The organism is Exiguobacterium sp. s21 (genome assembly GCF_018617975.1).
GTDB classification, from domain to species: domain Bacteria; phylum Bacillota; class Bacilli; order Exiguobacteriales; family Exiguobacteriaceae; genus Exiguobacterium; species Exiguobacterium mexicanum_A.
This window is the reverse complement of sequence record NZ_JACSLF010000005.1, coordinates 1-25,065: the sequence shown is the minus strand read 5'-3', so window position 1 is coordinate 25,065 and position 25,065 is coordinate 1. Positions and strand designations below refer to the sequence as shown.

Annotated in this window: 26 protein-coding genes; 25 read left to right on the top strand and 1 reads right to left on the bottom strand. The window is 53.6% G+C overall.

Going from position 1 to position 25,065, the window contains the following annotated elements:
• Nucleotides 1-20 precede the first annotated feature (20 nt).
• The 3 genes from KNP06_RS07440 (at nt 21) to KNP06_RS07430 (ending at nt 2,323) form a co-directional block, all read left to right on the top strand.
• Complete coding sequence (locus KNP06_RS07440; protein ID WP_131471226.1) at nt 21-1,322, top strand: pyrimidine-nucleoside phosphorylase; 1,302 nt, start codon at nt 21-23, stop codon at nt 1,320-1,322.
• 114 nt (nt 1,323-1,436) lie between these two features.
• A complete protein-coding gene (locus KNP06_RS07435; RefSeq protein ID WP_029334855.1) occupies nt 1,437-1,877 on the top strand; it encodes a peptidylprolyl isomerase in 441 nt (146 codons plus the stop codon).
• An 89-nt stretch (nt 1,878-1,966) separates the two neighbouring features.
• Entirely contained in the window at nt 1,967-2,323 is a 357-nt protein-coding gene (locus KNP06_RS07430; RefSeq protein WP_034777852.1) for a GNAT family N-acetyltransferase, read from the top strand.
• 12 nt (nt 2,324-2,335) lie between these two features.
• Here the strand turns inward: KNP06_RS07430 and KNP06_RS07425 are convergent, their stop codons facing one another.
• Nucleotides 2,336-2,806, bottom strand: a complete 471-nt coding sequence (locus tag KNP06_RS07425) for a DUF309 domain-containing protein (protein WP_029595323.1) — start codon at nt 2,804-2,806, stop codon at nt 2,336-2,338.
• Nucleotides 2,807-2,884: 78 nt separating this feature from the next.
• Here KNP06_RS07425 and KNP06_RS07420 point away from each other — a divergent pair, with 78 nt between their 5' ends.
• From KNP06_RS07420 to KNP06_RS07315, 22 genes are all read left to right on the top strand, one after another.
• Entirely contained in the window at nt 2,885-3,652 is a 768-nt protein-coding gene (locus KNP06_RS07420; protein ID WP_029595324.1) for a segregation and condensation protein A, read from the top strand.
• Nucleotides 3,630-4,223 (top strand): SMC-Scp complex subunit ScpB, encoded by a 594-nt coding sequence (gene scpB, locus KNP06_RS07415; RefSeq protein WP_029595325.1) that lies wholly within the window; start codon nt 3,630-3,632, stop codon nt 4,221-4,223. The genes KNP06_RS07420 and scpB overlap by 23 nt, the downstream gene beginning before the upstream one ends.
• Nucleotides 4,224-4,982, top strand: a complete 759-nt coding sequence (locus KNP06_RS07410; RefSeq protein WP_029595326.1) for a pseudouridine synthase — start codon at nt 4,224-4,226, stop codon at nt 4,980-4,982.
• 136 nt (nt 4,983-5,118) lie between these two features.
• Nucleotides 5,119-5,700, top strand: a complete 582-nt coding sequence (locus tag KNP06_RS07405; protein ID WP_214712614.1) for a redoxin domain-containing protein — start codon at nt 5,119-5,121, stop codon at nt 5,698-5,700.
• A 19-nt stretch (nt 5,701-5,719) separates the two neighbouring features.
• The gene (resB, locus tag KNP06_RS07400; protein ID WP_233004336.1) at nt 5,720-7,267 is read left to right on the top strand and encodes a cytochrome c biogenesis protein ResB; all 1,548 of its coding nucleotides are present in this window, start codon (nt 5,720-5,722) and stop codon (nt 7,265-7,267) included.
• The gene (ccsB, locus tag KNP06_RS07395; RefSeq protein WP_029595329.1) at nt 7,267-8,451 is read left to right on the top strand and encodes a c-type cytochrome biogenesis protein CcsB; all 1,185 of its coding nucleotides are present in this window, start codon (nt 7,267-7,269) and stop codon (nt 8,449-8,451) included. The genes resB and ccsB overlap by 1 nt, the downstream gene beginning before the upstream one ends.
• 158 nt (nt 8,452-8,609) lie before the next feature.
• Nucleotides 8,610-9,326 carry a response regulator transcription factor gene (locus KNP06_RS07390; protein WP_029595330.1) on the top strand — a complete coding sequence of 239 codons (717 nt, stop codon included), beginning with the start codon at nt 8,610-8,612 and terminating at the stop codon, nt 9,324-9,326.
• Nucleotides 9,326-11,029, top strand: coding sequence for a sensor histidine kinase (locus KNP06_RS07385; protein WP_029595331.1), 1,704 nt, complete (start codon nt 9,326-9,328; stop codon nt 11,027-11,029). Before KNP06_RS07390 ends, KNP06_RS07385 begins: the two co-directional genes overlap by 1 nt.
• Before the next feature lie 53 nt (nt 11,030-11,082).
• The gene (locus tag KNP06_RS07380) at nt 11,083-11,634 is read left to right on the top strand and encodes a cob(I)yrinic acid a,c-diamide adenosyltransferase (protein ID WP_029595332.1); all 552 of its coding nucleotides are present in this window, start codon (nt 11,083-11,085) and stop codon (nt 11,632-11,634) included.
• An 8-nt stretch (nt 11,635-11,642) separates the two neighbouring features.
• A complete protein-coding gene (yfmF, locus tag KNP06_RS07375; protein WP_138859321.1) occupies nt 11,643-12,881 on the top strand; it encodes an EF-P 5-aminopentanol modification-associated protein YfmF in 1,239 nt (412 codons plus the stop codon).
• Entirely contained in the window at nt 12,878-14,137 is a 1,260-nt protein-coding gene (gene yfmH, locus KNP06_RS07370; RefSeq protein WP_214712613.1) for an EF-P 5-aminopentanol modification-associated protein YfmH, read from the top strand. Before yfmF ends, yfmH begins: the two co-directional genes overlap by 4 nt.
• Nucleotides 14,134-14,829 carry an elongation factor P 5-aminopentanone reductase gene (gene ymfI / locus KNP06_RS07365; RefSeq protein WP_214712612.1) on the top strand — a complete coding sequence of 232 codons (696 nt, stop codon included), beginning with the start codon at nt 14,134-14,136 and terminating at the stop codon, nt 14,827-14,829. Before yfmH ends, ymfI begins: the two co-directional genes overlap by 4 nt.
• A gap of 97 nt (nt 14,830-14,926) precedes the next feature.
• Nucleotides 14,927-15,703, top strand: coding sequence for a YmfK family protein (locus KNP06_RS07360; protein WP_214712611.1), 777 nt, complete (start codon nt 14,927-14,929; stop codon nt 15,701-15,703).
• Between the two features lie 48 nt (nt 15,704-15,751).
• Nucleotides 15,752-16,603 (top strand): helix-turn-helix domain-containing protein, encoded by an 852-nt coding sequence (locus KNP06_RS07355; RefSeq protein ID WP_241764584.1) that lies wholly within the window; start codon nt 15,752-15,754, stop codon nt 16,601-16,603.
• A 31-nt stretch (nt 16,604-16,634) separates the two neighbouring features.
• A complete protein-coding gene (pgsA, locus tag KNP06_RS07350) occupies nt 16,635-17,213 on the top strand; it encodes a CDP-diacylglycerol--glycerol-3-phosphate 3-phosphatidyltransferase (protein ID WP_021067614.1) in 579 nt (192 codons plus the stop codon).
• A 69-nt stretch (nt 17,214-17,282) separates the two neighbouring features.
• Entirely contained in the window at nt 17,283-18,509 is a 1,227-nt protein-coding gene (locus KNP06_RS07345; RefSeq protein WP_214712609.1) for a competence/damage-inducible protein A, read from the top strand.
• Between the two features lie 76 nt (nt 18,510-18,585).
• Nucleotides 18,586-19,635 (top strand): recombinase RecA, encoded by a 1,050-nt coding sequence (recA, locus tag KNP06_RS07340; protein WP_021067612.1) that lies wholly within the window; start codon nt 18,586-18,588, stop codon nt 19,633-19,635.
• A 187-nt stretch (nt 19,636-19,822) separates the two neighbouring features.
• Nucleotides 19,823-21,385, top strand: a complete 1,563-nt coding sequence (gene rny, locus KNP06_RS07335) for a ribonuclease Y (protein ID WP_029595337.1) — start codon at nt 19,823-19,825, stop codon at nt 21,383-21,385.
• Nucleotides 21,386-21,433: 48 nt separating this feature from the next.
• Nucleotides 21,434-22,228, top strand: a complete 795-nt coding sequence (locus KNP06_RS07330; protein ID WP_034777819.1) for a TIGR00282 family metallophosphoesterase — start codon at nt 21,434-21,436, stop codon at nt 22,226-22,228.
• Nucleotides 22,229-22,254: 26 nt separating this feature from the next.
• Nucleotides 22,255-22,515, top strand: coding sequence for a stage V sporulation protein S (locus KNP06_RS07325; RefSeq protein WP_012726477.1), 261 nt, complete (start codon nt 22,255-22,257; stop codon nt 22,513-22,515).
• Nucleotides 22,516-22,684: 169 nt separating this feature from the next.
• Nucleotides 22,685-23,761, top strand: a complete 1,077-nt coding sequence (tdh, locus tag KNP06_RS07320) for an L-threonine 3-dehydrogenase (RefSeq protein WP_052090133.1) — start codon at nt 22,685-22,687, stop codon at nt 23,759-23,761.
• 15 nt (nt 23,762-23,776) lie between these two features.
• On the top strand, nt 23,777-24,958 hold the full coding sequence (locus KNP06_RS07315) for a glycine C-acetyltransferase (RefSeq protein WP_214712607.1): 1,182 nt from the start codon (nt 23,777-23,779) through the stop codon (nt 24,956-24,958).
• Nucleotides 24,959-25,065: the final 107 nt, after the last annotated feature.

Genomic DNA, 25,065 nt, shown 5'->3' with positions numbered 1-25,065 from the left:
CAATTAGGAGGACGAAACTTATGCGCATGGTCGATTTGATTTTGAAAAAACGTAACGGTGGCGAATTGAACGAAGAGGAGATTCGCTTCATCATCGAAGGCTTCACGAACGAGACGATTCCTGATTATCAGATGTCGGCCCTTTCGATGGCGATTTACTTTAACGGCATGACAGAGAAAGAGACGGCGGCCTTGACGATGGAGATGGTCAAGTCTGGTGACGTCATCGATTTGTCGAACATTCAAGGTAAAAAAGTTGATAAACACTCGACTGGCGGCGTCGGTGACAAAATCAGCTTAATCGTCGCTCCGCTCGTCGCGTCAATCGGGATTCCGGTCGCGAAGATGAGCGGTCGCGGTCTCGGCCACACGGGCGGGACGATCGATAAGCTTGAATCGTTCCCTGGCTTCAACGTCGAGTTGACGGAAGAACAGTTCACGAAGCAAGTAAACGATATCAAGATGTCAATCATCGGTCAGACGGGCAACTTGACGCCTGCCGACAAACGTCTTTACGCACTCCGTGACGTGACGGCGACGGTCGATTCAATCCCGCTCATCGCGAGCTCGATCATGTCGAAGAAAATCGCGGCCGGTGCCGACAGCATCGTCCTCGACGTCAAGACGGGTTCAGGCGCGTTCATGAAGTCGTTCGACGACGCGAAAGCGCTCGCTGAAGAGATGGTCGCCATCGGTAAGAACGTCGGCCGTAAGACGGTCGCCGTCATCACGGATATGGATCAGCCGCTCGGTTTCGAAATCGGGAACGCCAATGAAGTGAAAGAAGCGATTGAAGTCCTCTCGGGCAAAGACGTGACTGACTTGAAGACGATTGCCCTCACGATTGCCGGTCATATGGCGGTACTCGGCGAGTTCTATCAGACGTTCGAGGAAGCGTACGCTGACCTTGAGAAACGGATGGCCGACGGTCATGCCCTCGAAGTGTTCCGTCAGTTCGTAGCGGCACAAGGTGGCGACGCGTCGCTCGTCGATGACTTGTCGAAACTTCCGCAAGCGAAGTATGAGACGACGTTCGTCGCGAAACAAGCAGGTTACGTCGAGTCGATTATCGCTGACGAAGTCGGTGTGGCAGCGATGCTCCTCGGCGCAGGTCGGGCGACAAAAGATGATCAGCTCGACTTCGCGGCCGGTATCACGCTCGAGAAGAAAGTCGGTGACAAGGTCGAGGCCGGTGACGTGATCGCCGTGCTCCGTTCGAACAAAGAAGACATGACATCTGCGCTCGAGCGGATGGACCACGCGTACACGATCGGTGCGACAGAGCCGACGGCGCGTCCACTCGTCCACGCTGTCATCCAGTAAGCGGCAAGTCAGAACGTCTGTTTCCACAAAATAGTGGAGACAGACGGTTTTTTTTGATAGAATGGGCAATGTGTGAGTGAGAATGACAATATGAACATAAAGGGGTAACTTTTCATGAAAAAAGGATCTATGAAATTAGAGAACGGCGAAATGATCGAATTCGACTTGTTCCACGATGCGGCACCGATCACGGTCGACAACTTCGAGGAGCTCGCGAACAGCGGCTTCTATAACGGTTTGACGTTCCACCGGGTCATCCCAGGTTTCGTCAGCCAAGGCGGTTGCCCAGACGGGACAGGCATGGGTGGTTCAGGCAAGACGATCCCATGTGAGACATCGACATCGTTCCCATACAAACATGAAGCGGGTTCGCTTTCAATGGCACACGCCGGACGCAACACGGGCTCGTCACAGTTCTTCATCGTCCATGAGCCACAACCACATCTCGACGGTGTCCACACGGTCTTCGGAAAAGTGACGTCTGGCCTTGAGCACGCGGTCAAACTTCGTCAAGGCACGAAGATGGCCGAAGTTAAAGTTTGGGACGAGAATTGATTTCTGCCTGAACGTTATGGCACAATGAGCCATGTCTCTCACGTGTTCACTTAGTGAAACATGAATGACTAAAGGTGGTGAAACCAGCAATGCTGGTGAAATACAAACAATCGTACGAAAAGACGGCGATGGGCTTGCTCGCGTTCTCATGTAGCGACAAATCTCCGCTCGCCTTGCTCGAACTCGTCCGGTCCTACGAAGAAGACCCTGCCAAATTCCTCTATCTGTGGAGAGTCGGGGAAGACTTCGTCGGGATCATCGGGATGGAGCAACAAGAGACGACGATGTTCATCCATCATATCGCGCTGTCTCCGTCGTTCCGCGGCGAGAAGCGTTCTTACGAATTGCTCGATGAGACCCGGAACTTATTGCCGCTCGACTTGACGCTTGTCGGTCAAGGCAAAACCGGTGACTTGCTCGATAAATGGAACCAAGTCGTCATTTAAAAAAAGCTAGGCTCAGCGCCTAGCTTTTTTACGTGCCTCAAGCGCCCGGAGCCGTTCGGTGACGACGGGTGTCCGGTCTCGATACATATGTTTATGGACGAGCTCGTCAAACGTCAAAGTGGTCGGTTCGAAGGCGGGCTTCAAACGCTCGATGCGTTGTCGTGTCGCTTCATTGAGCGGAAGCGCCTCCGGGAGCGGCCAACGCTCCAAGTCACGGGCAAACGTCGCGGTATCGATTCCGAGGGCTTCGAGTTCGGTCACGGCCAACGTGAGCTTCTGCTGTAACGCTGCGATACTCTTTTTTGCACCGGGCGTGTTACCGCGACGGGCATGGTAGTGGGCAACGGCGTATTGAATCAAGGCAGCGTAACCGAGATCCTCTCGCCCCCCGTCCTGCCATGCTTCTTCAAGCACTTCGTGGCACTCGAAATAATCGGCATGACATTCAAATAAGAGCGTATACTGGATAAAAGGCGTCGACATCAAATTTCTCCTTTCGTGGTCACGGTACTACAAAACATGTTATACTAAAGCGCAAAAATGTAAATGGCAGGTGTCTCTATGGAAGCGTACAACGTCAAAATCGATACGTTCGAAGGCCCGCTTGACCTGTTGCTCCACTTGATTGGAAAAATGGAGCTCGACATCGCAGACATCTCTGTCTCCGAGGTCACGGATCAGTATGTCGCCTATATCCGGACGATGCAAAAATTTGAACTCGATGTGGCCAGTGAATATTTGGTCATGGCGGCGACGTTGCTCCAATTGAAGAGCAAGCAACTGTTGCCACCGGTTCCAGTTGAAGAAGATGACATTCCCGACTTTGGGGAAGAACCGACCCGAGAAGGGTTGATTCGACAGTTGATTGAATATAAGGCGTATAAAGAAGCGGTCGTATTCATGCGCGAGCAAGAAGAGTCTCGCCTCGAACTGTATAGCCGTCCCGGTGAGGATTTGACGCGCTACATGTCCGACCTCGTCCAGCCGTATGACGGTCCACTCAACTTTGCGGACTTATTACACGCCTATTCGAAAATGGTCGAACGCAAGCGGTGGAAAGAGCGTCGCAAAAAGACGATCAAACGTGAAGAACGGACGCTTGAAGAACAGATGACACGGTTGCACGATCACGTCTCGGCAAAGCGGACAACATCGTTCTTCTCGTTTTTTGAGGAACGTCCCGATGTGTCGGACCTTGTCGTCACGTTCATGGCGCTACTCGAATTGATCAAGTTGCGCGTCGTTACGACTAAACAGGAAGAGCGAGACATTCAAATCTCGTTCGTCGAATCGTCAAAGGAAAGGGATGAAGCCGTTGCTGTCTTATGAAACGATTATTGAGAGTCTATTGTTCGTCGTCGGCGAAGAAGGAATGGAAGTGCGGGCCCTCGCGGACACGCTCGACATTTCGGAAGCCGCTGCACGCGAACAGTTGAGCAAACTAGAAGCATCGTTCAAAGATTCGGGTCGTCCGTTCCAACTGATTGAATCCGCGGGCGTGTATAAGCTCGTGACGATTCCTGAAGTGTCGGAGTACATTCAACGCTACGTCGGCACGATGGCCGAACAGGCGTTATCACGTGCCGCGATGGAGACGCTCGTCATCATCGCGTACAAGCAACCGGTCACCCGGGCTGATATCGAGGAAGTCCGGGGCGTTAAAGTCGAACGTGTCATCCATACGCTGTTGTCTAAAGGATTGATTGAAGCGGCCGGCCGGGCCAAGACAATCGGCCGGGCCAAGTTATACCGGACGACCGAACATTTCCTGGACCATTTTGGATTCAATTCACTCGATGAATTGCCCCCATTAACGTTTGAAGACGAGCTCTCGGACGAAGGCGATTTGTTCTTCGGCCAGCCGTCTGCGATTACGCAAGATAGATTGGAGAATGAATAAATGGAACGTTTACAAAAAGTGATTGCCCAAGCAGGTGTCGCCTCACGGCGTAAAGCCGAAGAAATGATTTTAGATGGACGGGTGCGCGTCAACGGGAAAGTCGTGCGCGAACTCGGTACGAAAGTCGGTCCAAAGTCTGAAGTCGAGGTCGACGGTGTGAAAATCGAACAAGAAGAGCATGTTTATTATGTGCTCTACAAGCCGAGCGGTTACGTCTCGACGGTCGAAGACGATAAAGGACGGAAAGTCATCACCGATCTCGTACCGCCTGGATCGCGTGTCTTCCCGGTTGGACGTCTCGACTATAACACGACGGGACTCATCATTTTAACGAATGACGGTGAGTTCTCGAATATGATGACCCATCCGAAGTTCAAGATCCCAAAACGTTATGTCGCGAAAGTGAAGAACATTCCTTCGTATATCGCGATTAAACAACTCGAGTCGGGTGTCGAACTCGATGACGGCTACAAGACGGGTAGCGCCCAAGTGAAGATGAAGACGGTCGACCATAAGAAAAACTCGGCCATCTTAGAAATCGTCATCTCGGAAGGCCATAACCGTCAAATCCGTCGCATGCTCGAAGCAGTCGGTTCAGAAGTCATCAAACTGAAACGCGAACAGTTCGGTTTCTTGACGCTCGACGGTCTCACGACGGGCGAATGGCGTGAACTGTCACGCAAGGAAGTATCGAAGCTACGTGAGCTTGCCAACCCGACCGTACCACCCGTACAACGGGGCAAGAAAAAGAAAAAATAACAACTAAAAAATCGTCCTGAGATAGGATGATTTTTTAGTTTGTGGAGATTGTGTGACAAAAAGATGAAAAAAGTCTGTTAATGTGCGTTTTTGGTGTTTTTTCAGTACAATAACAACTGAAGGATGGTGTGAACTCATGACGAAAGAAACAAAGTCGGGTGATCGCATGAACCAGGCGATGGCCCATAAGAAAAAACGGTCATTTTGGCGGCTCATGATTATGACGATGGTCCTGTTCGCAGGAGCGGTCGTTATCATGCAATTGTTTGAACAAGCCGGCAACGACGGACGTGTCGAGGCCGGTGACGATGCGCCGAACTTCAAGCTCGTCAGTCTTGACGGGACGACGATGGTCGAGCGAGACACATACGACGGTAAAGGGTTGCTCTTGAACTTCTGGGGCACATTCTGTGAACCGTGTGAGAAAGAGATGCCGGTCGTCCAGGACAACTATGCCGCACTCCAAGAGATGGGCGTCGATTTTTGGGCGGTCAACGTCGGCGAGACACCGCTTCGGGTCGATAATTTCGTGAACGACCTCGGCGTCAAGCTCGACTATCCGATTTTGATGGACACGCGCAGCGAAGTCGAGAAGGCGTACGGGATTTATAACTTGCCGGTCACGTTCGTCATCGATGCCGACGGCAAAGTGATTGAAAAGTACGAAGGTGAACTCACGAAAGAGAAACTGATGGAGTTGGCCGAGAAGTCATTGTAAGCGAACGGGGGGCGCACAAATGCTAGATATGAAATACGACGGCGCCGATTTACGATCGAAGCGCCGTCCACGGTCATGGATTGACCGGGTGTGGAGCTTTTTTGCATCGGTCAAGGTCGGTCTATGGCTCATCGGGCTCATCATCGTCGGGTCGGCGATCGGAACGATTTTCCCGCAAGAGATGTATATTCCGCAACAGTTGCCGGCGAGCCAGTATTACACGGACGAGTACGGGACACCGGGTACGATTTACTATACGCTAGGATTCCACAACCTCTATACATCGTGGTGGTACATCACGTTGATCGTGATGCTGACGTTATCGCTCATCGTTGTATCGATTGATCGATTTTTCCCGCTGTATAAAGCGTTGAAATTTCAACCGGTCCGACGAACCGATCGCTTCATGCGCGGTCAACGTTTGATTGGTGAGGGAAAAGGGACGGACGAACAAATCGATGCGTTCGGAGAGGCTTTAAAAGCCAAGCGTTATCAAGTGAAGCGTGACGGGGATGCCTTACTCGCCGAGAAATATCGGTTCGGGCGCTGGGGTCCATACGTCAATCACATCGGGCTCGTCATCTTCTTCATCGGGGCGATGCTTCGCGTTTTCCCGGCATTCCATACGGATACGCTCGAATGGGTGCGCGAAGGCGATACAGTTCCGCTCGAAGCGACGGATGATGAATATTATCTTCGCAACGATCAATTCATCTTAGAGATGTATGATCCGGAAAATAACGCGGAAGATGCGAAATTTGCCGAGGCGATCGAGAAAGCGGGCGCAGTCCCAAAAAACTATGAGACGGAATTGACGCTGTTCAAGAAGACCGGGACGAACGAGGACGGATCGCCGCAACTCGAGGAAGTCGATACCGGTTCGACGAAAGTGAACCATCCGTTCAAGTTTGAAAAGTACGAAGTGTATCAAGAACAGTATTCAAGTCGCCCGGAATTCTTGTCGATGTCCTTTAACGTTGCCGATAAAGAGACAGGTGATGTGTATGGACCGTTCACGGTCGATTTGACGAACCCGGAGACGACGTATGACCTCGGAGACGTCACGGTCAAACTGAACGACCTGTATCCGGACTTTGAGGTCAAGGACGGTCAACCGAACACGAAATCGCCACGGGCGCTTAACCCGGCCTTCTTCATGGCGATTGACACACCAGACGGCACGACGGAATCGAATTTGATTGGAATTCGTTTAAACGTGGCCGATGAAGATAATCGCTATGCGTTCCAGTTCGCTGGTACGGAAATGGCAAGTACGAGTGGTCTACGCGTCAAGAGTGACTCGACGTATCCGATTTTGATTGTCGGTGGAGTCATCTTTATGATTGGAATTGTCATGGGGATGTATTGGCCGCACCGTCGTATCTGGATTCGCCGACACAATGAGACGGACGTGCTCGTCGCTGGTTTCACCAACAAGAACCCGTCCTCGCTCAATCGCGAAATCACACCGCTCCTAGAGAAAAATGGCCTGCCGATCTGGGAAGATCAGGCACGGTTTGAAAAAAAGACGGACGACAACTCAACCAATGAAAGAGGGGAATCATAATGGAGTGGATTCAGTGGAGCAGTCGTTTGCTCTTTATCGCGTTCATCCTTTACGCTGTCGCGACCGTGTTATTCACGATCGCGGTCAGCGGGATGCGCAAAGGCCGAAACGTCAACCGTATCGCCTACGGCAAATATGCGTTCATTTTGGCCGTCATCGGCTTCATCGCTCAAATGACATATTTTATTTTACGTTGGGTCGGGGTCGGTTATGCACCGGTATCGAACCTGTACGAATACACGACGTTCTTCGGCATGATGATGGTGTTCGGGTTCCTCGTCGTGTACGGGATTTATAAAAATGACGTGCTTGGCTTGTTCGCCATGCCGGTGGCGCTTCTCGTCATCGCTTTCGCTTCGATGTTCTCGAGCGAAGTGGCACCGCTTATCCCGGCCTTGAACAGTGTCTGGTTGAAAATTCACGTCACGACGGCCGCGCTCGGCCAAGGAATTCTCGCCATCAGCTTCGCCTCAGGTCTCATTTTCTTATTGAATGAGACGTCGATGCGGGAACAGTCGAAGTCACGAACGTGGCTTGAGATTACGATGTTCGTCCTCATGTGCACGCTCGGCTTCATTCTCGTCTCGATGCTCTTCAAGGCGATCGGTGCCGGTGGCGTGGTCGAGTTCACGAACGACCGCGGGACACAAGAGTCGTATGAATACTTCATGCCGATGTTGTTCGTGCCGGAAGGGGCTCAGCTTCTCTCTGGTTCGGGCGGACTGTCACTTGAGTTACCGACGTTCATCAATACATTGAAGTTGAACACGCTCATTTGGTCGGTCATCGCCGGCGTCGTGATTTATGTACTGCTTCGTTTCGTCATCTTGCGAAAACGGATTGCCGAGGCGCTTCAACCGCTCGCGAAAAAAGTCGACCTTGATCTCGCCGACGAGATCAGTTACCGGTCGATCGCCATCGGCTTGCCGGTGTTCATCCTCGGTGGACTCATCTTCGCGATGATTTGGGCACAAATCGCCTGGAACCGTTTCTGGGGCTGGGACCCGAAAGAAGTGTGGGCGCTCATCACGATGCTCATCTATATCTACTATTTGCATATGCGCATCCAACGTGGTTGGACGGGAACAAAAGCCGCTTGGTTATGTGTCGGCGGCTTCGCCGTCATCATGTTCAACTTGGTGTTCGTCAACCTCGTCATCGCAGGTTTGCACTCATATGCGTAAAAAAAGAAGTCACTTCGGTGGCTTCTTTTTTTACGCCGCTGTCAACTGACCGTTGTGAAGCCAAATAATAGAGTGGTATAGTTATGAAAGAGAGCGAAATGTTCACAATTGTGCAACATTCGCTACATCTTGTAATGGTTCTTTAGGAGGTTTAGTGGATGGCTAATAAAACTAAAATTTTAGTGGTCGACGACGAGGAAAGAATTCGCCGCCTATTAAAAATGTATTTGGAACGGGAACAATATGTGATCGTCGAAGCGACGAACGGGGAAGAGGCGCTTCAGCTCGCCCTTGAGCACAATTTTGATGTCATCCTGCTTGATTTGATGATGCCGAAAATGGACGGGGTCGAAGTATGTACCGAGCTTCGGAAATCGAAGGCGACACCGGTCATCATGCTGACGGCGAAAGGCGAAGAAGTCGATCGTGTCCAAGGTTTCGAAGTCGGAGCGGACGATTATATCGTCAAACCGTTCAGTCCGCGTGAGGTCGTCTTGCGCGTCAAGGCACTCCTTCGCCGCTCGGGCTCGACGAAATATTTGCGTACGGCCGAAAAATCAAAAGACTTGATCGTCTTCGCGCATTTGACGATCGACAACGATGCGCACCGCGTCACGGTCGACGGAGAAGAAATCGCGCTCACGCCGAAAGAGTATGAGCTCTTGTTCTTCTTGGCCAAACAAGTCGACAAAGTATTTTCACGGGAGCAACTGTTGAAAGAAGTTTGGAACTATGAATTCTTTGGAGACCTTCGAACGGTCGACACACACGTGAAACGACTCCGGGAGAAGTTGAACCGGGTCTCTCCAAAAGCCGCGCAAATGATCACGACGGTATGGGGTGTCGGGTACAAGTTCGAAGTCGTCAGTGAGTGATGATTCGCCGGAATAGTATCGTCACAAAACTATGGTTGACGATTCTCGTATTGGTCAGTCTCATCTTGTTCATCGTCTCTGTGTTGATGCTCGAGTTTTTCAACTCGTTCCATATCGACCAGGAACGCGGCCACTTGGCCAAGCTCGGCGGGCAGGTCCAGTCGGTGTTGCTTCAAGAAGGGGACGCGTCACGGACGGTCGACCAAATCATTGAAGTGTACGGTGCGAACTATATATTAGAGAACGGGACGGTCCGTTCGAACTTTGGAACGGAAGTCGACGGTCTCATGACGGAGCTCGGCCGTCAGGATTGGGAAACGTATCAGGCAGTCGGGGAGACCGCGATTGGAAACTTTTCGTCATTTGACGATCAGGCGGCACTCGCGTATCGGACGACATTCTCACTCGAGACAGGGGAATACACGCTCTATTTGATCGAACCGCTCGACGCGATCTCGAGTGCGAACGAAGGGGCCCGGACGATCATCTTTTGGACGGTCGCGTCGGCCATCATCGTCACGACCGTATTTGCCTTCTTTTTATCGACCCGGATTACGGCACCGCTCCGCGAGATGCGTGACGCGGTCAATAAGACAGGAGAAGGACAATTCGACCTCCGTCTCGTCCAGAAGTCGAACGATGAGATTGGGGAGTTGGCCGGGTCGTTCAATGCGATGAGCAGCCAACTGTCGACATACGTGAATGCGCTCGATCGAGAACGGCTCCAACTCGCCTCGATTTTACGATCGATGGCCGACGGGGTCATCACGCTCGATCGTCATGCGAACGTCATCGTCACGAACCCGCAAGCCCAACCGCTCCTCATCGACGAACAGCCGCATGAAGTCGTCCTGTCTCTCTATGAGGACGTCGTTGCCGGGGCACCGGAGAAGACGATCGAAGTGAAACAAGACGATCATTATTATACGTTGACGGTGACACCGCTTCTCGGCGAGGACGATTTTGAAGGTGCGGTTGTCGTCATCCGTGACACGACCGAGAGCCATCGTCTTGACAAGATGCGAACCGATTTTGTTGCCAACGTCAGCCACGAGCTACGCACACCGCTCGTGACGCTTCAAGGGTATTCCGAGGCGATTATCGACGGCATGACCGAAAGTGATGACGCGACGAAAGAGTTCGCTTCCATCATCTACGATGAATCGCTTCGATTGGCCCGTCTCGTCAACGATTTGCTCGACCTGGCACGAATCGAGTCAGGCAAAGAGACGATGCAGTTCACGACGTTCGACCTCGGTGAATTCCTTCCGCGCGTCATGCGCAAATTCAACCAAATGGCGAACGAAAAAGGCATTACGCTGTCAACGGAGGCCCCGCGTCATGCCATCGAGGCGGACGGGGACCGATTGGAACAAGTGTTCACGAACTTGATCGGCAATGCCATCGCCCATACCGAGTCGGGATCAATCCGGCTCGAGGCGAGTGAAGAGGAGGCCGGCTTCGTGATCCGTTTGTCGGATACGGGCAGCGGTATCCCGAAAGAAGATTTGCCGTTCGTGTTCGAACGGTTCTACAAAGCGGATAAAGCGCGGACGAGCGGCGGCAAGACGGGTACCGGCATCGGTCTCGCCATCGTCAAAAACGTCATCGATGCCCATCAAGGCACGGTCGACGTCTCGAGCACGCACGGGGAAGGAACAACGTTCACGATTCATCTTCCGTACACACAACCGCACGCATAACGACAATGGTGACTCCTATGGGTCACCATTTGTGGCATCAAGGAGGAAATGACATGAAACTGTACACACGAGGCGGGGACAAAGGGGAAACATCACTCATCGGCGGACGTGTCTTAAAGATTCATCCGCACATCCAGGCGATGGGGCTGTTAGATGAATTGAACAGTCAGATCGGTCTCGCGCTCGTCCATCAGACAGACGAGACGCTCCGGTCCCAGCTGACGAAGATTCAACATGATCTATTCGATCTCGGTTCCGAGCTCATGTATACTGAGACGCCGCCACAACAAGTCGATTTGACAATCGTCACCGAGCTCGAGACGTGGATTGACGAACTTGAACCGAAATGTCCGGAGCTCGTCCGCTTCATCTTGCCGGGTGGCAGTGTCGGTGCGGCGAGCCTGCACGTCTCACGTACCGTCTGTCGCCGTGTCGAGCGAGAGCTCGTCAACGTCGACGCCGCCGCTCGTCAGCTCCCGTACTATAACCGGCTGAGCGACTATTTGTTCACCGCGGCCCGTTACGCCAATGTCGTGGCCGGAGTTCCCGATCAAGAATACGCCCGCGGTGCGGACGTGTTCAAAACGAAAAAGAAAAAGGAGTAGATCAACTTATGAAAGGAATCGAACAATTCCAACAACGACTGCATTATTCGGTCTACCCGACCCAAAAATTTAAAACGACGACATGCCTCGTCTCATTTGCGGCCCCACTGTCGGCTGAGACGATTGCCGACCGGGCTTTACTGCCGTATGTGATGGAGAAAGCGACCGAAGCCTATCCGTCGATCGAACTGTTTCATACGCCGCTCGAACAATTATATGACGCGAGCCTTTACGCCGGAGCGTCGAAAGTCGGCAAAGAACATGTCATCCAGTTCCAACTCGAAGTCGTGAGCGATGCGCTCGTCGGCGAACCGGTGCTCAGTGAGGCGATCAAGCTGCTCGAAGAAGTACTCCTTCGTCCGAACGCCTATGACGGGGCGTTCCAACCGCTCATCGTCGAACAGGAGGCCCGTCTCCAGCGTCAGCGCATCGAATCGGTATACGATGACAAGATGCGCTTCGCCCAGCAACGTCTTCAAGAACTGCTCGGCGGCGAACTCGCCATCCAGTCGCTCGGTACACTCGAACAGTTGGAGCACGTGACGCCTAAGACGCTCTTTGATGCCTATACCTCGATGATCCGTCACGATCGTGTCGACGTCTACGTCGTCGGCGACGTGAGTCGTGAGCAAGTGACTGCCGCGTTCGCGCCGCTCGAAGGGCTCGGGGAACGACTCGTCCGTGAGTATCCACAGCCGGTCGACCGTGAGTTTCAGCGCCTCGAGGAACATCAAACGATCAATCAGAGCAAATTGCACCTCGCCTATCAAGTCGACGTCGACCCGCGCAGTGAAGACGCTGTCCGGATGCAAGTCGTCAACGGCCTGTTCGGCGGCTTCCCGCACTCGAAACTGTTCATGAACGTCCGGGAGAAAGAGAGTTTGGCCTACTATGCCGCCTCGCAGTACAGCTCACTCAGCCGGATGTTATTCGTCTATGCCGGGATCGATGCCTCGAACCAGGCGAAGACCGAGGCAATCATCGCCGACCAACTCGCCGACCTCCAGGCCGGGACGTTCGAGGACGAGACACTCGAACAGACGAAAGCGATGCTGTACCATCAACGTCGTCAACTCGGGGATAACCCGCGCCAATTGATCGCTTGGATGAGCGGCTCGGACATCCGTCCGTTCTCGCTCGAGGAAGAGATGGCCATCATCGAGCGGACCTCGCGGGATGATGTGGCCGCGCTCGCCAAGGGCCTGGATTTACAGGCTGTCTATTGTTTAAAGGGGGGAACTGTATGAAACTCGATTTTCCAAACGTCGGAGAAACGCTCCATCACACCGTCCTCGAGAACGGATTGACGGTCTATTTATTGAAGAAGAGCGGTTATGAGAAGACGTATGCCACGTTCACGACGAAATATGGTTCGATCGACCGTCGCTTTAAAACGGAAGATTGGGTCGACGTGCCAGACGGGATTGCCCATTTCCTTGAGCATAAGATGTTCGAGAAAGAAGACGGCGACGTGTTCCAACAGTTCGGACGCCTCGGCGCGTCGGCGAACGCGTTCACGTCGTTCACCCGGACGGCATACTTGTTCGGTGCGACGTCGAACGTCAGTGAGAACTTGAAGACGTTGATCGACTTTGTCCAAGCGCCGTACTTCACGGAGGCCTCGGTCGAGAAAGAGAAAGGGATCATCGGCCAAGAGATTCAAATGTATCAGGACAATCCGGGCTGGCGCCTCTACTTCGGTTTGATTGAGGCGATGTATGCCGAACATCCGGTCAAAATCGATATCGCCGGCACGATCGAATCGATCAGCGCCATCACGGCCGACGATTTATATCGCTGTCACGAGGCGTTTTACCATCCGAGCAATATGGTGCTGTTCGTCGTCGGCAATATCGACCCTGACGCTGTCCTTGCCGAGATTACCGCCAACCAGGCGGCGAAGACGTTTGATGCGCCGCTATTGACGGCACGTGAGGTGGTCGAGGAGCCCGAGACGGTCCATATGACGGAACGGGTCATCGAGATGGACGTCTCGGTCCCGAAAGTGATGATCGGCTATAAAGATACGCCACGCCCCGGCAAAGAGGGCATGAAGCAAGAGCTCATCGTCGAGCTCCTCATGCACGCCTTGTTCGACACGACAGCACCGCTCTATGCGGAACTTTACGCCGAAGGATTGATTGATGACGCGTTCTCGTTCGACTATACGTCAGAAGAGACGTTCGCCTTCGCCGTCCTGTCAATGGAGACGCCGCACGTCGAGACGTTCGTCGACCGGATCACGTCCGCTCTCGAGCGTCCGCTCGAACTCGGCGGCGAGACACTCGATCGCAAGAAGCGCATGATGAAAGGACAGTTTTTGAAGGCGCTCAATTCACCAGAGTTTATCGCCAACCAGTTCTCACGCTACGCGCTCAGCGGCGGCAACATGTTCGACATCCCGGACTTGCTCGATGCGATCACGCTTGACGACCTGTATGCGGCGTACGACCGTCTGTTCCAAGCCGATCATCGGACGGTCTGTGTCGTCAAGAAACCGTGACGACGCTCATCACGGGAGCGAGCGGAGCGATTGGCCGTGCCGTCGCACTAGCGTTTCGAGACGATGCACTCATTTTGCAGGCGCATTCGCAAACGGAGTCGCTTCGTGCGTTCGTTTCACACGAACAGTTGACGGCAGACGTCGTCACGTGTGACCTCGACGATGAGGCCGGACTCGAAGCTTGGCTCGAGACGCTCGGACCGGTCGACCGCCTCATCCATGTCGCCGGTAATCATGTCTACGGTCTGCTCGTCGATCAGTCACTCCTCGAGCTCGATCGGCTGTATCGCATCCATGTCCGCTCGATGGTCCGTCTCGTCCAGCACGTCGTCGGGCAGAAACCGTATGATCGCCCGCTCGACATCGTCGTCGTCTCGAGTGTCTGGGGCGAGGTCGGTGCGGCCGGAGAAGTCCTCTATTCAACGGTCAAGGCCGCCCAGCTTGGATTCGTCAAAGCGTTCGCGCGCGAGGCCGGACCGTTTCACGTCCGCATCAACGCGGTCACGCCGGGGTGGATTGACACCCCGATGAATGATACGGTAGAAGAGACGAAACAAGACGTTCGGGATGAGATTCCGCTCGGCCGGTTAGGAGGCCCAGGGGAAGTAGCGGAGACAATACGCTTCCTCTGCTCTCCGGCAGCCGCATACATGACCGGCACCGTGCTTCGGATCGACGGCGGTTGGGTGTGAAACTTTGTTGGCTCGGTTGAAACGAGTTCTTTTCAATTCTTCTAAAATAATTTAGAATGAACAAGGTAGCGAGCACACATCAGAAAGGGTGGACGAGATGGATCATAAGTTCGAAGAATGGTATCTCGAATATGAACTTTGCCAAAATCGACCCGGTATCCTCGGGGATATCGCCTCACTGATGGGGATGCTTCAAATCTCAATCGTGACGATCAACGGCGTCGATCTACAGCGCCGCGGCATGCTGTTAAAGGCACCGGCGGCCGATCACGTCCATCGTCTGGAACATATTTTGCGCAAGATGGAAGCCATCGTCGTCATCAAGCTCCGGCGCCCGAAACTCCGGGACCGGATCGCAATTCGACACGGACGTTACATCGAGCACGATAACGATGACAAGAAGACGTTTCGTTTCGTGCGTGAGGACCTGGGTGTCCTCGTCGATTTCGTCGCCGAACTGATGAAAGAAGAGCGGCATTTGTTGATCGGCGTGCGCGGCAACCCGCGTGTCGGAAAGACCGAGTCGATTGTGGCAGCGAGCGTCTGTGCGAACAAGCGCTGGCTATTCCTGTCCTCGACGCTCATGAAGCAGACGGTGCGGACTTCGCTGTTCGAGGAAGAACGCGAAGGAGACCACGTCTACATCATCGACGGTGCCGTCTCGACGCGGACGATGGATGAACGCCATCGTCAATTGATTCGAGAAGTCATGCGGTTGCCGTCCGTGAAAGTCATCGAGCATCCGGACCTATACGTGCGCAACACCGATTGCGTGTTCGAAGACTTTGATTACATCATCGAACTGAGGAACTCACAAGATGAGGAGATTATCATTCCTCAAGAGACACATTGTGAGGCAGAATGGTTTGAATAACTACTTGAATGGAAGGTGTGGACCCCTGTGACAGAACTAGGGACTTTTTTGAAACAAAGGCGTGAGGCGAGCGGTTTGACGCTCGACCAAATCCAGCAGACGACGAAGATTCAAAAACGCTATATCATCGCGATCGAGGAAGGTGATTACAAAAATCTCCCTGGCTCGTTCTATGCACGGGCGTTCATTAAAACGTATGCGGAATCGTTAGGACTTGATGTCGATGAACTGTACGAGACGTATGCGAAAGACTTGCCGAAAATCGAGCCGCAACCGACCGTTCAATTATCGCGAAAGCAAACCTATTCGAAAGCGTCCGAGACGTCGAGCCGTGTCTCGCGTTGGGTACCGAAAGTCATGCTCGTGCTCGTCGCGTTCCTGTTGATGACGGCCGTCTATTACGTCGTCCGAAACCTTGATTTCGGCGACCAAAACGCGTCACCGACTGAACAGACGAACTCGGGTGTAACCATTGATCAAAACAAGGACGTGCCGGAAGAAGAGCCGGTCGAAGAAGAACCGCCGGCTGAAGAACCGGTCGAAGAAGAACCGGCAGAAGAGACGGGACCGATTGCGGTCGCGTCGACGAACGGGGCAGACCTCACATATGAGATCGCGACGGCCGATAAACTGACGACGGAGATTCATGTGAAAGAGTCGCCGGCGACATATGTCGGTGTTCGGGACACCTCACTCGAGGGAGCGTTCCTCGCTCCGGAATATCCGAACCAATCGAAACAAAACCCGATTGTCATCGAGGACGCGGAGACGGATACGCTTCGCATCCGAATCGGCTTGATCGGTGGGGTCGAGAAAATTGTTGTCAATGGCCGGGAGCTTGAATTAGCCGACTCGCCGGTCACACAAAATATATTTGTAAAGAGAGTCGACGCAGAATAAGTTGACTCTCCTTCTAGAGGAGGAGTTCTCGATGAACCTACCTAACCGTTTGACGATGTTACGGGTGTTGCTCATCCCCGTGTTCGTCGTCTTACTCGCCGTAGATTTTGATTGGGGAGACATCGCTTTCCTCGGGGCGGACGTACCGCTCCATCAATTCATCGCCGCGGTCATCTTTACGATTGCCGCTATCACTGACTGGCTTGACGGGCATCTCGCCCGGAAGCACAACTTGGTCACCAACTTTGGGAAATTCATGGATCCGCTCGCTGACAAACTACTCGTCACGGCGGCACTTGTCCTGCTCGTCGAGATGGATCTCGTCGCGGCATGGGTCGTCGTCGTCATCCTATCGCGTGAATTCGCGGTGACGGGGCTACGTCTTGTGGCTGCCGATGAAGGCATCGTCGTCGCGGCCGGGAAGTCGGGCAAAGCGAAGACATGGGTCCAACTCTTTGCCATCATCTTCCTGTTGTTCGGTAATCCGATTTTCAGCTATGTCGGCATCCCGTTCGGTGAATGGGCCATGTGGCTCGCGCTCGTCTTGACGATTTACTCAGGGGCCGAATATTTTGCACAAAATTACAAGATCATTGTAAAGTCGATGTAACCGTCGGCACAGACGAGTTGTTCAGCTTGGCCGAACAGCTCGTTTTTTTATTTGGGGGGAGGAATTCGGATGAAACGGACCGAAATCATTGCGGTAGGCTCTGAACTGCTCTTAGGGGAAATCACCAACACGAACGCCCGTTACTTGTCAGAACAGCTGTCGAAATACGGACTGTCCGTCCTGTATCATGTAGTCGTCGGGGATAACAGGGAGCGCCTGAAAGCGACGCTCGAAGAAGCGAAGTCCCGTAGCGAGCTCGTTATCGTCACTGGCGGACTTGGCCCGACGGCCGATGATATCACGAAGACGACGCTTGCCGACGTGCTCGGCCGCCCACTCGTCCGTGACGAGGCCTCGCTCGAGACAATTCGTCGTTTTGTCGCCTCGCGCGGACGGACGATGAACGAAGGAGATGCTCGTCAGGCCGACGTCTTATCCGGGTCCGAAGTACTTGACAACCCGGTCGGTCTTGCGCCCGGCATGTGGATTGAAGGGGAGACGACATGGCTCTTACTGCCTGGCGTACCGTGGGAAATGAAAGCGATTGTCGAGTCGACGTTCCCGAACAAGTTCACGGGTGCGACGATTCATTCCGAGTCGCTTCGGTTTTATGAAATCGGCGAGTCCGCGTTAGATGAGGCGGTGGTTGATTTAACGACCGGTGCCAATCCGACGGTCGCCCCGTATGCCGAGTCAGGCGAGGCACGGCTTCGGATCAGTGCTCGGGCCGAGACGGAATCCGAGGCGCGGCAAATGGTCGACCGGGTCAAACGGGACATTTTAAATCGGGTCGGCCGGTATTACTTTGGTTCCGATGAGGAGACGCTCGCTACCCATTTGATTCGAGAGTTGCAAGCGCGCAATGCCACACTGTCGATTGCCGAGTCACTCACCGGCGGTCAGGCCCAAGCGATGCTCACGGCCGTGCCGGGGGCATCCTCGGTGTTCAAAGGTGGAGTCGTCACGTATTCGGACGAGCTAAAAAATAGGTTTTTAGGGGTGTCCCTTGATACAATTGAGTCACACTCGGTCGTCTCAAAAGAAGTCGCCTTTGAAATGGTCCTCGGTCTGACGCGTCAGACCGGGACGGATTATGGACTGGCGTTCACCGGCGAGGCCGGCCCGACTTCAAGTTCGGGTCAACCGGTCGGCAAAGTGTTTATCGGTATCCGGTCACCGGCCGGGATTGACGTGATTGAACGCAACTATCCACATCAAGAGCGGCATGTCATTCAAGCCCGGGCTACGAAAGACGGAATGTGGGCGCTCCTGCAACAAATGAAAAAAGGCGAATAAACGTTCGCAAAAAACTTGTGTATCGTCTTCGCTTCGCTTATAATGAAAGTATCAATCAAAGGAGGCTCATTAATCTATGAGTGATCGTAAACAAGCGTTAGAAATGGCATTACGCCAAATTGAGAAACAATTCGGTAAAGGCTCAATCATGCGCCTCGGTGAAAATACAGATCAGCAAGTTTCGGTGACCCCGTCAGGCTCAATCGCCCTCGACATCGCCCTCGGTGCAGGTGGTTATCCACGTGGTCGTGTCATCGAAGTGTACGGACCTGAATCGTCAGGTAAGACGACGGTAGCGCTTCATGCCATCGCTGAAGTTCAAAAGCGCGGCGGACAAGCTGCCTTCGTCGACGCTGAGCACGCGCTCGACCCGAAATACGCACAAAACTTGGGCGTCAACATCGATGAGTTGCTCCTATCACAACCGGATACAGGGGAACAAGCCCTTGAAATCGCGGAAGCCCTCGTCCGCTCTGGTGCGGTCGATATCCTCGTCGTCGACTCGGTTGCGGCACTCGTTCCGAAAGCCGAGATTGAAGGGGAGATGGGTGACTCACACGTCGGTCTTCAAGCCCGCCTCATGAGCCAAGCGCTCCGTAAATTGTCTGGTGCGACGAACAAGTCGAAGACGATCGTCATCTTCATCAACCAAATCCGTGAGAAAATCGGAATCATGTTCGGTAACCCGGAAACGACACCTGGTGGTCGTGCCCTCAAGTTCTACTCGTCGGTCCGTCTCGAAGTCCGTCGTGCTGAAACGCTCAAACAAGGCCAAGACATGGTCGGGAACCGGACGAAAATCAAAGTCGTCAAAAACAAGATCGCGCCTCCGTTCAAGACGGCGGAAGTCGATATCATGTACGGCGAAGGCATCTCGCGTGAAGGCGAGCTCATCGACATCGGGGCCGACCTCGATATCGTTCAAAAGAGCGGCGCGTGGTACTCGTACAACGAAGAGCGTCTCGGTCAAGGCCGTGAGAACGCGAAGCAGTATATGAAAGAGAACCCGTCGGTGGCCGCATCGGTCGAAGAACGAATCCGCGACCACTACGGTCTCAACGGTGAAAAGACGGTCACAGTCGAAGCTGACAACGATGACGTCCTCTCACTTTTAGACGAAGAGTAAGCAACGTTTCTCGCCTGACATGGTTCAGGCGAGATTTTTTTAGTATAATTTTTTTGATGAATTGGTAGTTCTATCCTGTCCGTGCATTGCATTCTAACAGGTAAATAAGTACAATAAAGCTATACGCGGGCTCGCTCGCGTTTTCATTCATGAAAAAATAAAATAACCTTGCGAAAGGGAGGTGAACATGATGGAATGGCTATTAGAGCTTATTCTGATCCTCCTTTTGCCGATAGCTTTTGTTGCAGGTTTTTTTGTGCGTAAATCGATCGCCGAAGCGAAGATTCAAGGTGCCGAGACGGAAGCGACCAAGATTGTGGAGCAAGCGCGCCAACAATCGGAAGCGATGCAAAAAGAAGCACGGCTTGAAGTAAAAGAAGAGATGATTCAACTTCGCAATGAAACCGAACAAGAATTGCGCGAACGACGTGAAGAGCAGAAAGTGAAAGAAAATCGTTTCGTCCAAAAGGAAGAGCTTCTCGACCGGAAAGCAGACATGCTTGAACGGAAAGAAGACGCCTTGGATGAACGTGAGGCTGCACTCGCGAAACGGAAGCGTGAAGCGGAAACGCTCGAGAGCAAAGTGGAGGAATTATATGAGGAGGCACGCCAAGAACTAGTACGCGTGGCAGCCTTGTCGAAAGAAGAAGCACGGACCATCATCATGGACGAAGCGAAGCAGGAAGCGCTTCACGATGCTGCTCTCCTTCAAAAAGAAATCGAGCAAAAAGCAAAATTAGAAGCTGATAAAAAAGCGAAACACCTCTTGTCTCTCACGATGCAACGTTACGCGGCCGAACACGTCGCCGAGACGACCGTATCAGTCGTCAACTTGCCGAGTGATGAGATGAAAGGACGCATCATCGGACGTGAAGGACGTAACATCCGCACGCTCGAGACGCTCACCGGCATCGACCTCATCATCGATGACACGCCGGAAGCGGTCATCCTGTCTGGATTCGACCCGGTCCGTCGTGAAATCGCCAAGATGACGCTCGAGAAACTCGTTCAAGACGGTCGGATTCACCCGGCCCGCATCGAAGAGATGGTCGAAAAGTCGCGTCGAGAAGTCGATGAGCGCATCCGTGAATACGGAGAAGAAGCGACATTCTCAGCCGGCATCCACGGTGTCCACCCGGACCTCGTCAAGACGCTCGGTCGAATGCGTTACCGGACGAGTTACGGTCAAAACGTGCTCGCCCACTCGGTCGAAGTGGCCCATCTCGCCGGGATGATGGCCGCCGAGCTCGGGGAAGACGTCACGCTCGCCAAACGAGCGGGTCTCCTCCACGATATCGGGAAAGCCATCGACCATGAAGTCGAAGGCAGCCACGTCGAAATCGGTGTCGAGCTCGCCACGAAGTACAAAGAGCATCCGGTCGTCATCAACTCGATCGCCTCGCACCACGGGGACGTCGAAGCGACCTCGACGATCGCGGTTCTCGTCGCAGCGGCTGACGCCTTGTCAGCGGCGCGTCCAGGAGCCCGTCAAGAGACGCTCGAAAGCTATATCCGACGCCTTGAGCGCCTCGAAGCGATTTGTGAGTCGTTCGAAGGAGTCGAGAAATCATATGCCATCCAAGCGGGACGTGAAGTCCGGATCATCGTCCGCCCAGACGTCGTCGACGACGTCGTGGCGAACAAGATGGCCCGCGACATCTGTAAACGGATCGAAGATGAGCTTGATTATCCAGGCCAAATCAAAGTGACGGTCATTCGCGAAACGCGTGCCGTCGATTATGCGAAGTAACAAGAGCGGAGACATTCTCCGCTTTTTCTATTGGAGGAGGACAAAACTATGAAAATTTTATTTATCGGCGACGTGGTCGGAAAACCGGGTCGCGACATCCTGAGTGCCCAAATCGGACGCTTGAAGAGCAAGTATAGCCCGACGTTCATGCTCGTCAACGGTGAAAACGCAGCCAACGGACGCGGTATCACAAAAAAAATCTACCAACAGTTCCTTGAGCTTGGGTTCCATGGCGTGACGATGGGGAATCATACTTGGGACAACCGTGACATCTTCGACTGGATCGATGATGCCGACCGTATCGTCCGCCCGGCCAACTATCCGGAAGGCACACCTGGTGTCGGCATGATGGTGTTGAAACAAGGTGGGAAGAAGCTCGCTGTCATCAATGCGATGGGGACGGTGTTCCTGCCATCGCTTGACTGTCCGTTCCGCACGGTCGATGCCCTCGTCGAAGAAATCCGTGGTGAGGTCGATGCCATCTTCGTCGATATGCACGCTGAAGCGACGAGTGAGAAGATTGCGATGGGCTATCATCTTGATGGACGCGTTCAAGCCGTCGTCGGGACCCATACGCACGTCCAGACGGCTGACAACCGCGTATTGAACAACGGCACGGCATACATCACCGACGTCGGGATGACGGGACCGCTCGATGGGGTGCTCGGCATGGATGCTGAGGTCGTCTTGAGAAAATTCATGACACAACTCCCGGTCCGGTTTGAAGTTGCCGAGGGACGGGAACAACTTAATGGAGTTTTAATCACTATCGATGACCAATCGAAACGAGCCACAAAAATCGAACGCATACACCTAGATGATCAGACCGTATGGTTTGATTGAACAACCTACCCGAGGGGGAAACAAGAATGGACGTACTCAAAGTTTCGGCAAAATCGAATCCTAACTCCGTGGCGGGTGCACTCGCTGGCGTACTTCGTGAAAAAGGAACGTGTGAGATTCAAGCAATCGGCGCCGGGGCGCTCAATCAATCCATCAAAGCGGTTGCGATCGCGCGTGGTTTCGTCGCGCCGAGCGGGCTGGATTTGATTTGCATCCCTGCGTTCACCGATATTATGATTGACGGAGAAGAACGAACGGCAATCAAGCTCATCATCGAACCACGATGAGCTTGCGGTCGGGACATAGGTCCTATTCTTGTAAGAGAAGCCATCGGCGCGGATGGCTTCTCTTTTTTGTCTGAAAATATGACGTTCTATCTTCTCAGGTTCGTCATTTTATGACAAGATGAAAGGGAACGTGAAGTTCGATCAAGAGATGAAGAGGGGGACGTTTTCAATGGAACAGCTCGTGTCTATGACAGAGAAGGAAGCAACGACACCTGTGATGAAAGCGATTCAAAAACATACGGCCGGATTCGGGGCGAAGTTGGTCGAAGTGCCAATCCCGACACCAGGAGCCGGGCAAGTGTTGATCAAAGTGAAGGCGACATCGATTTGCGGGACCGATGTCCACATCTATGAGTGGGACGACTGGGCGAAGAGCCGAGTTAAACCGCCATACGTGTTCGGTCACGAGTTCGCGGGGGAAGTCGTGGCGCTCGGGGAAGGTACGAAACGCATCCAAATCGGACAGACCGTGTCGGCCGAGACGCATATCGTCTGTCATCAATGCAAACAATGTTTGCGCGGGCAATATCACATCTGTAAGAACACGAAAATCATCGGTGTCGACACGCAAGGCTGTTTCGCCGAGTACGTCGTCATGCCGGAAGAGAACTTGTGGGTCAACCCCGAGTCGATGCCGTCGAAGCTCGCCTCGATTCAAGAACCGCTCGGTAACGCTGTCCATACGGTGCTCGCCAGTGACGTGTCGGCCAAGTCGGTCGCCATCGTCGGTTGTGGGCCGATCGGACTCATGGCCGTCGGTGTCGCCAAAGCAGCGGGCGCGAGCCGGGTCTATGCGATCGATGTCAACCCGTATCGGTTGAAGCTCGCCGAAGACATGGGGGCGGACGTCGTCATCAATAGCCTTGAGCAAAATCCGCTCGAGCTGATCATGGATCAGACGGACGGGGACGGCATCGATGTCGTCTGTGAGATGAGCGGGCATCCGGTCGCCATCGACCAGGCGTTCAAGATGGTCACGGCCGGCGGCGATGTCAACGTGTTGTCACTCCCGGCCAAACCGGTCGCGATCGACCTGACACGTGACGTCGTCTTTAAAGGGGTACGCGTCCAAGGCATCACCGGACGCAAGATGTATGAGACGTGGGGCCAAGTGTCGACGCTTCTCGCGACGGGTCAGCTGAACGTGGAACCGATTATCACGCACGTGTTCAAGCTCGAGGAGTTCGAGCAAGGTTTCGAGCTCATGCGGGCCGGGAAATGTGGAAAGGTCGTCTTATTACCATAAACAGGGGGAATCAATATGGCATTTGAACATATTACAGAAGCAGTCAATGAAATGAAACAAGCGGGCACGTTCCGTTCACTCGTGCCGCTCGAATCAGCACAAGCGAACGAGGTCACGATCGGTGGCAAGTCGCTCGTCCAGCTATCGTCGAACAACTATCTCGGTCTCGCCAACCATCCGCGCTTGAAGCAAGCGGCAATCGAAGCGGTCGAACAGTTCGGTGCCGGCACTGGGTCGGTGCGGACAATCGCCGGGACGTTCGAGATGCATGAGGCGTTCGAACGCGAACTCGCCGAGTTCAAGCATACGGAAGCGGCGCTCGTGTTCCAGTCGGGCTTCGCGACGAACCTCGGCGTCTTGTCGGCGCTACTCGGCCCAGAAGACGTCGTCATCAGCGACGCGCTCAACCACGCCTCAATCATCGACGGCATCCGGTTGACGAAAGCGGCTCGCCGCATCTATAAACACGTCGATCTCGAGGACTTAGAAGCGGCCTTGAAAGAGACTCAAGATTACCGGACACGTCTCATCGTCACGGACGGCGTCTTCTCGATGGACGGCAATATCGCGCCGCTCCCGGAAATTGTCGAGCTCGCCGAGAAGTATGAAGCGGCGGTCATGGTCGACGACGCCCACGCTTCGGGCGTACTCGGGAAGAATGGTCGCGGTACGGTCAACCACTTCGGTCTCGACGGACGGGTCGCGCTCCAAGTCGGGACGCTATCGAAAGCGATCGGCGTCCTCGGCGGATACGTCGCCTGCTCGAACGACGTGCGTGACTTCTTGATTCAAAAAGGACGTCCGTTCTTGTTCTCGACGTCACACCCGCCAGCGGTCGTTGCGGCGAACCGTGAAGCGATCCGTGTCATGAAGGAAGAAGAGGAATTGTTCGACAAGTTATGGGCGAACACCGAGTTCTTTAAGACAGGACTTCGCGACCTCGGCTTCGATATCGGGCATGCGACGACGCCGATCACGCCGGTCATGCTCGGTGAAGAGACGCTCGCACACACGTTCTCGGACAAGCTGAAAGACCACGGCGTGTTCGCACAGAGCATCGCCTTCCCGACGGTCGAGAAAGGCAAGGCCCGGATTCGGACGATCGTGACGGCGGAACATACCCGTGACGACCTCGAACGCGCGCTCGCTGCCTTCAAGGCGGTCGCCGAAGAATTGAACGTCACACTCCATGCGTAAGATTGAACTGCAGACAAATTGATATGCTCCCCAATAGGTAGACAGATGAAATAACAAATCTGTTTATCTGATTGGGGAGTGTTTTTTTATGGCGAGAAGTCGGCATT

Coding starts and splice junctions, on each gene's coding strand:
- KNP06_RS07360 (WP_214712611.1), top strand. CDS start 14,927: ATGGATCATAAGTTCGAAGAATGGTATCTCGAATATGAACTTTGCCAA.
- yfmF (WP_138859321.1), top strand. CDS start 11,643: ATGAAAGGAATCGAACAATTCCAACAACGACTGCATTATTCGGTCTAC.
- KNP06_RS07390 (WP_029595330.1), top strand. CDS start 8,610: ATGGCTAATAAAACTAAAATTTTAGTGGTCGACGACGAGGAAAGAATT.
- KNP06_RS07425 (WP_029595323.1), bottom strand. CDS start 2,806: ATGTCGACGCCTTTTATCCAGTATACGCTCTTATTTGAATGTCATGCC.
- yfmH (WP_214712613.1), top strand. CDS start 12,878: ATGAAACTCGATTTTCCAAACGTCGGAGAAACGCTCCATCACACCGTC.
- KNP06_RS07380 (WP_029595332.1), top strand. CDS start 11,083: ATGAAACTGTACACACGAGGCGGGGACAAAGGGGAAACATCACTCATC.
- KNP06_RS07440 (WP_131471226.1), top strand. CDS start 21: ATGCGCATGGTCGATTTGATTTTGAAAAAACGTAACGGTGGCGAATTG.
- ccsB (WP_029595329.1), top strand. CDS start 7,267: ATGGAGTGGATTCAGTGGAGCAGTCGTTTGCTCTTTATCGCGTTCATC.
- KNP06_RS07330 (WP_034777819.1), top strand. CDS start 21,434: ATGAAAATTTTATTTATCGGCGACGTGGTCGGAAAACCGGGTCGCGAC.
- KNP06_RS07435 (WP_029334855.1), top strand. CDS start 1,437: ATGAAAAAAGGATCTATGAAATTAGAGAACGGCGAAATGATCGAATTC.
- pgsA (WP_021067614.1), top strand. CDS start 16,635: ATGAACCTACCTAACCGTTTGACGATGTTACGGGTGTTGCTCATCCCC.
- scpB (WP_029595325.1), top strand. CDS start 3,630: ATGAAGCCGTTGCTGTCTTATGAAACGATTATTGAGAGTCTATTGTTC.
- tdh (WP_052090133.1), top strand. CDS start 22,685: ATGGAACAGCTCGTGTCTATGACAGAGAAGGAAGCAACGACACCTGTG.
- KNP06_RS07420 (WP_029595324.1), top strand. CDS start 2,885: ATGGAAGCGTACAACGTCAAAATCGATACGTTCGAAGGCCCGCTTGAC.
- rny (WP_029595337.1), top strand. CDS start 19,823: ATGATGGAATGGCTATTAGAGCTTATTCTGATCCTCCTTTTGCCGATA.
- KNP06_RS07405 (WP_214712614.1), top strand. CDS start 5,119: ATGACGAAAGAAACAAAGTCGGGTGATCGCATGAACCAGGCGATGGCC.
- KNP06_RS07325 (WP_012726477.1), top strand. CDS start 22,255: ATGGACGTACTCAAAGTTTCGGCAAAATCGAATCCTAACTCCGTGGCG.
- KNP06_RS07345 (WP_214712609.1), top strand. CDS start 17,283: ATGAAACGGACCGAAATCATTGCGGTAGGCTCTGAACTGCTCTTAGGG.
- KNP06_RS07315 (WP_214712607.1), top strand. CDS start 23,777: ATGGCATTTGAACATATTACAGAAGCAGTCAATGAAATGAAACAAGCG.
- KNP06_RS07430 (WP_034777852.1), top strand. CDS start 1,967: ATGCTGGTGAAATACAAACAATCGTACGAAAAGACGGCGATGGGCTTG.
- resB (WP_233004336.1), top strand. CDS start 5,720: ATGCTAGATATGAAATACGACGGCGCCGATTTACGATCGAAGCGCCGT.
- KNP06_RS07385 (WP_029595331.1), top strand. CDS start 9,326: ATGATTCGCCGGAATAGTATCGTCACAAAACTATGGTTGACGATTCTC.
- KNP06_RS07410 (WP_029595326.1), top strand. CDS start 4,224: ATGGAACGTTTACAAAAAGTGATTGCCCAAGCAGGTGTCGCCTCACGG.
- recA (WP_021067612.1), top strand. CDS start 18,586: ATGAGTGATCGTAAACAAGCGTTAGAAATGGCATTACGCCAAATTGAG.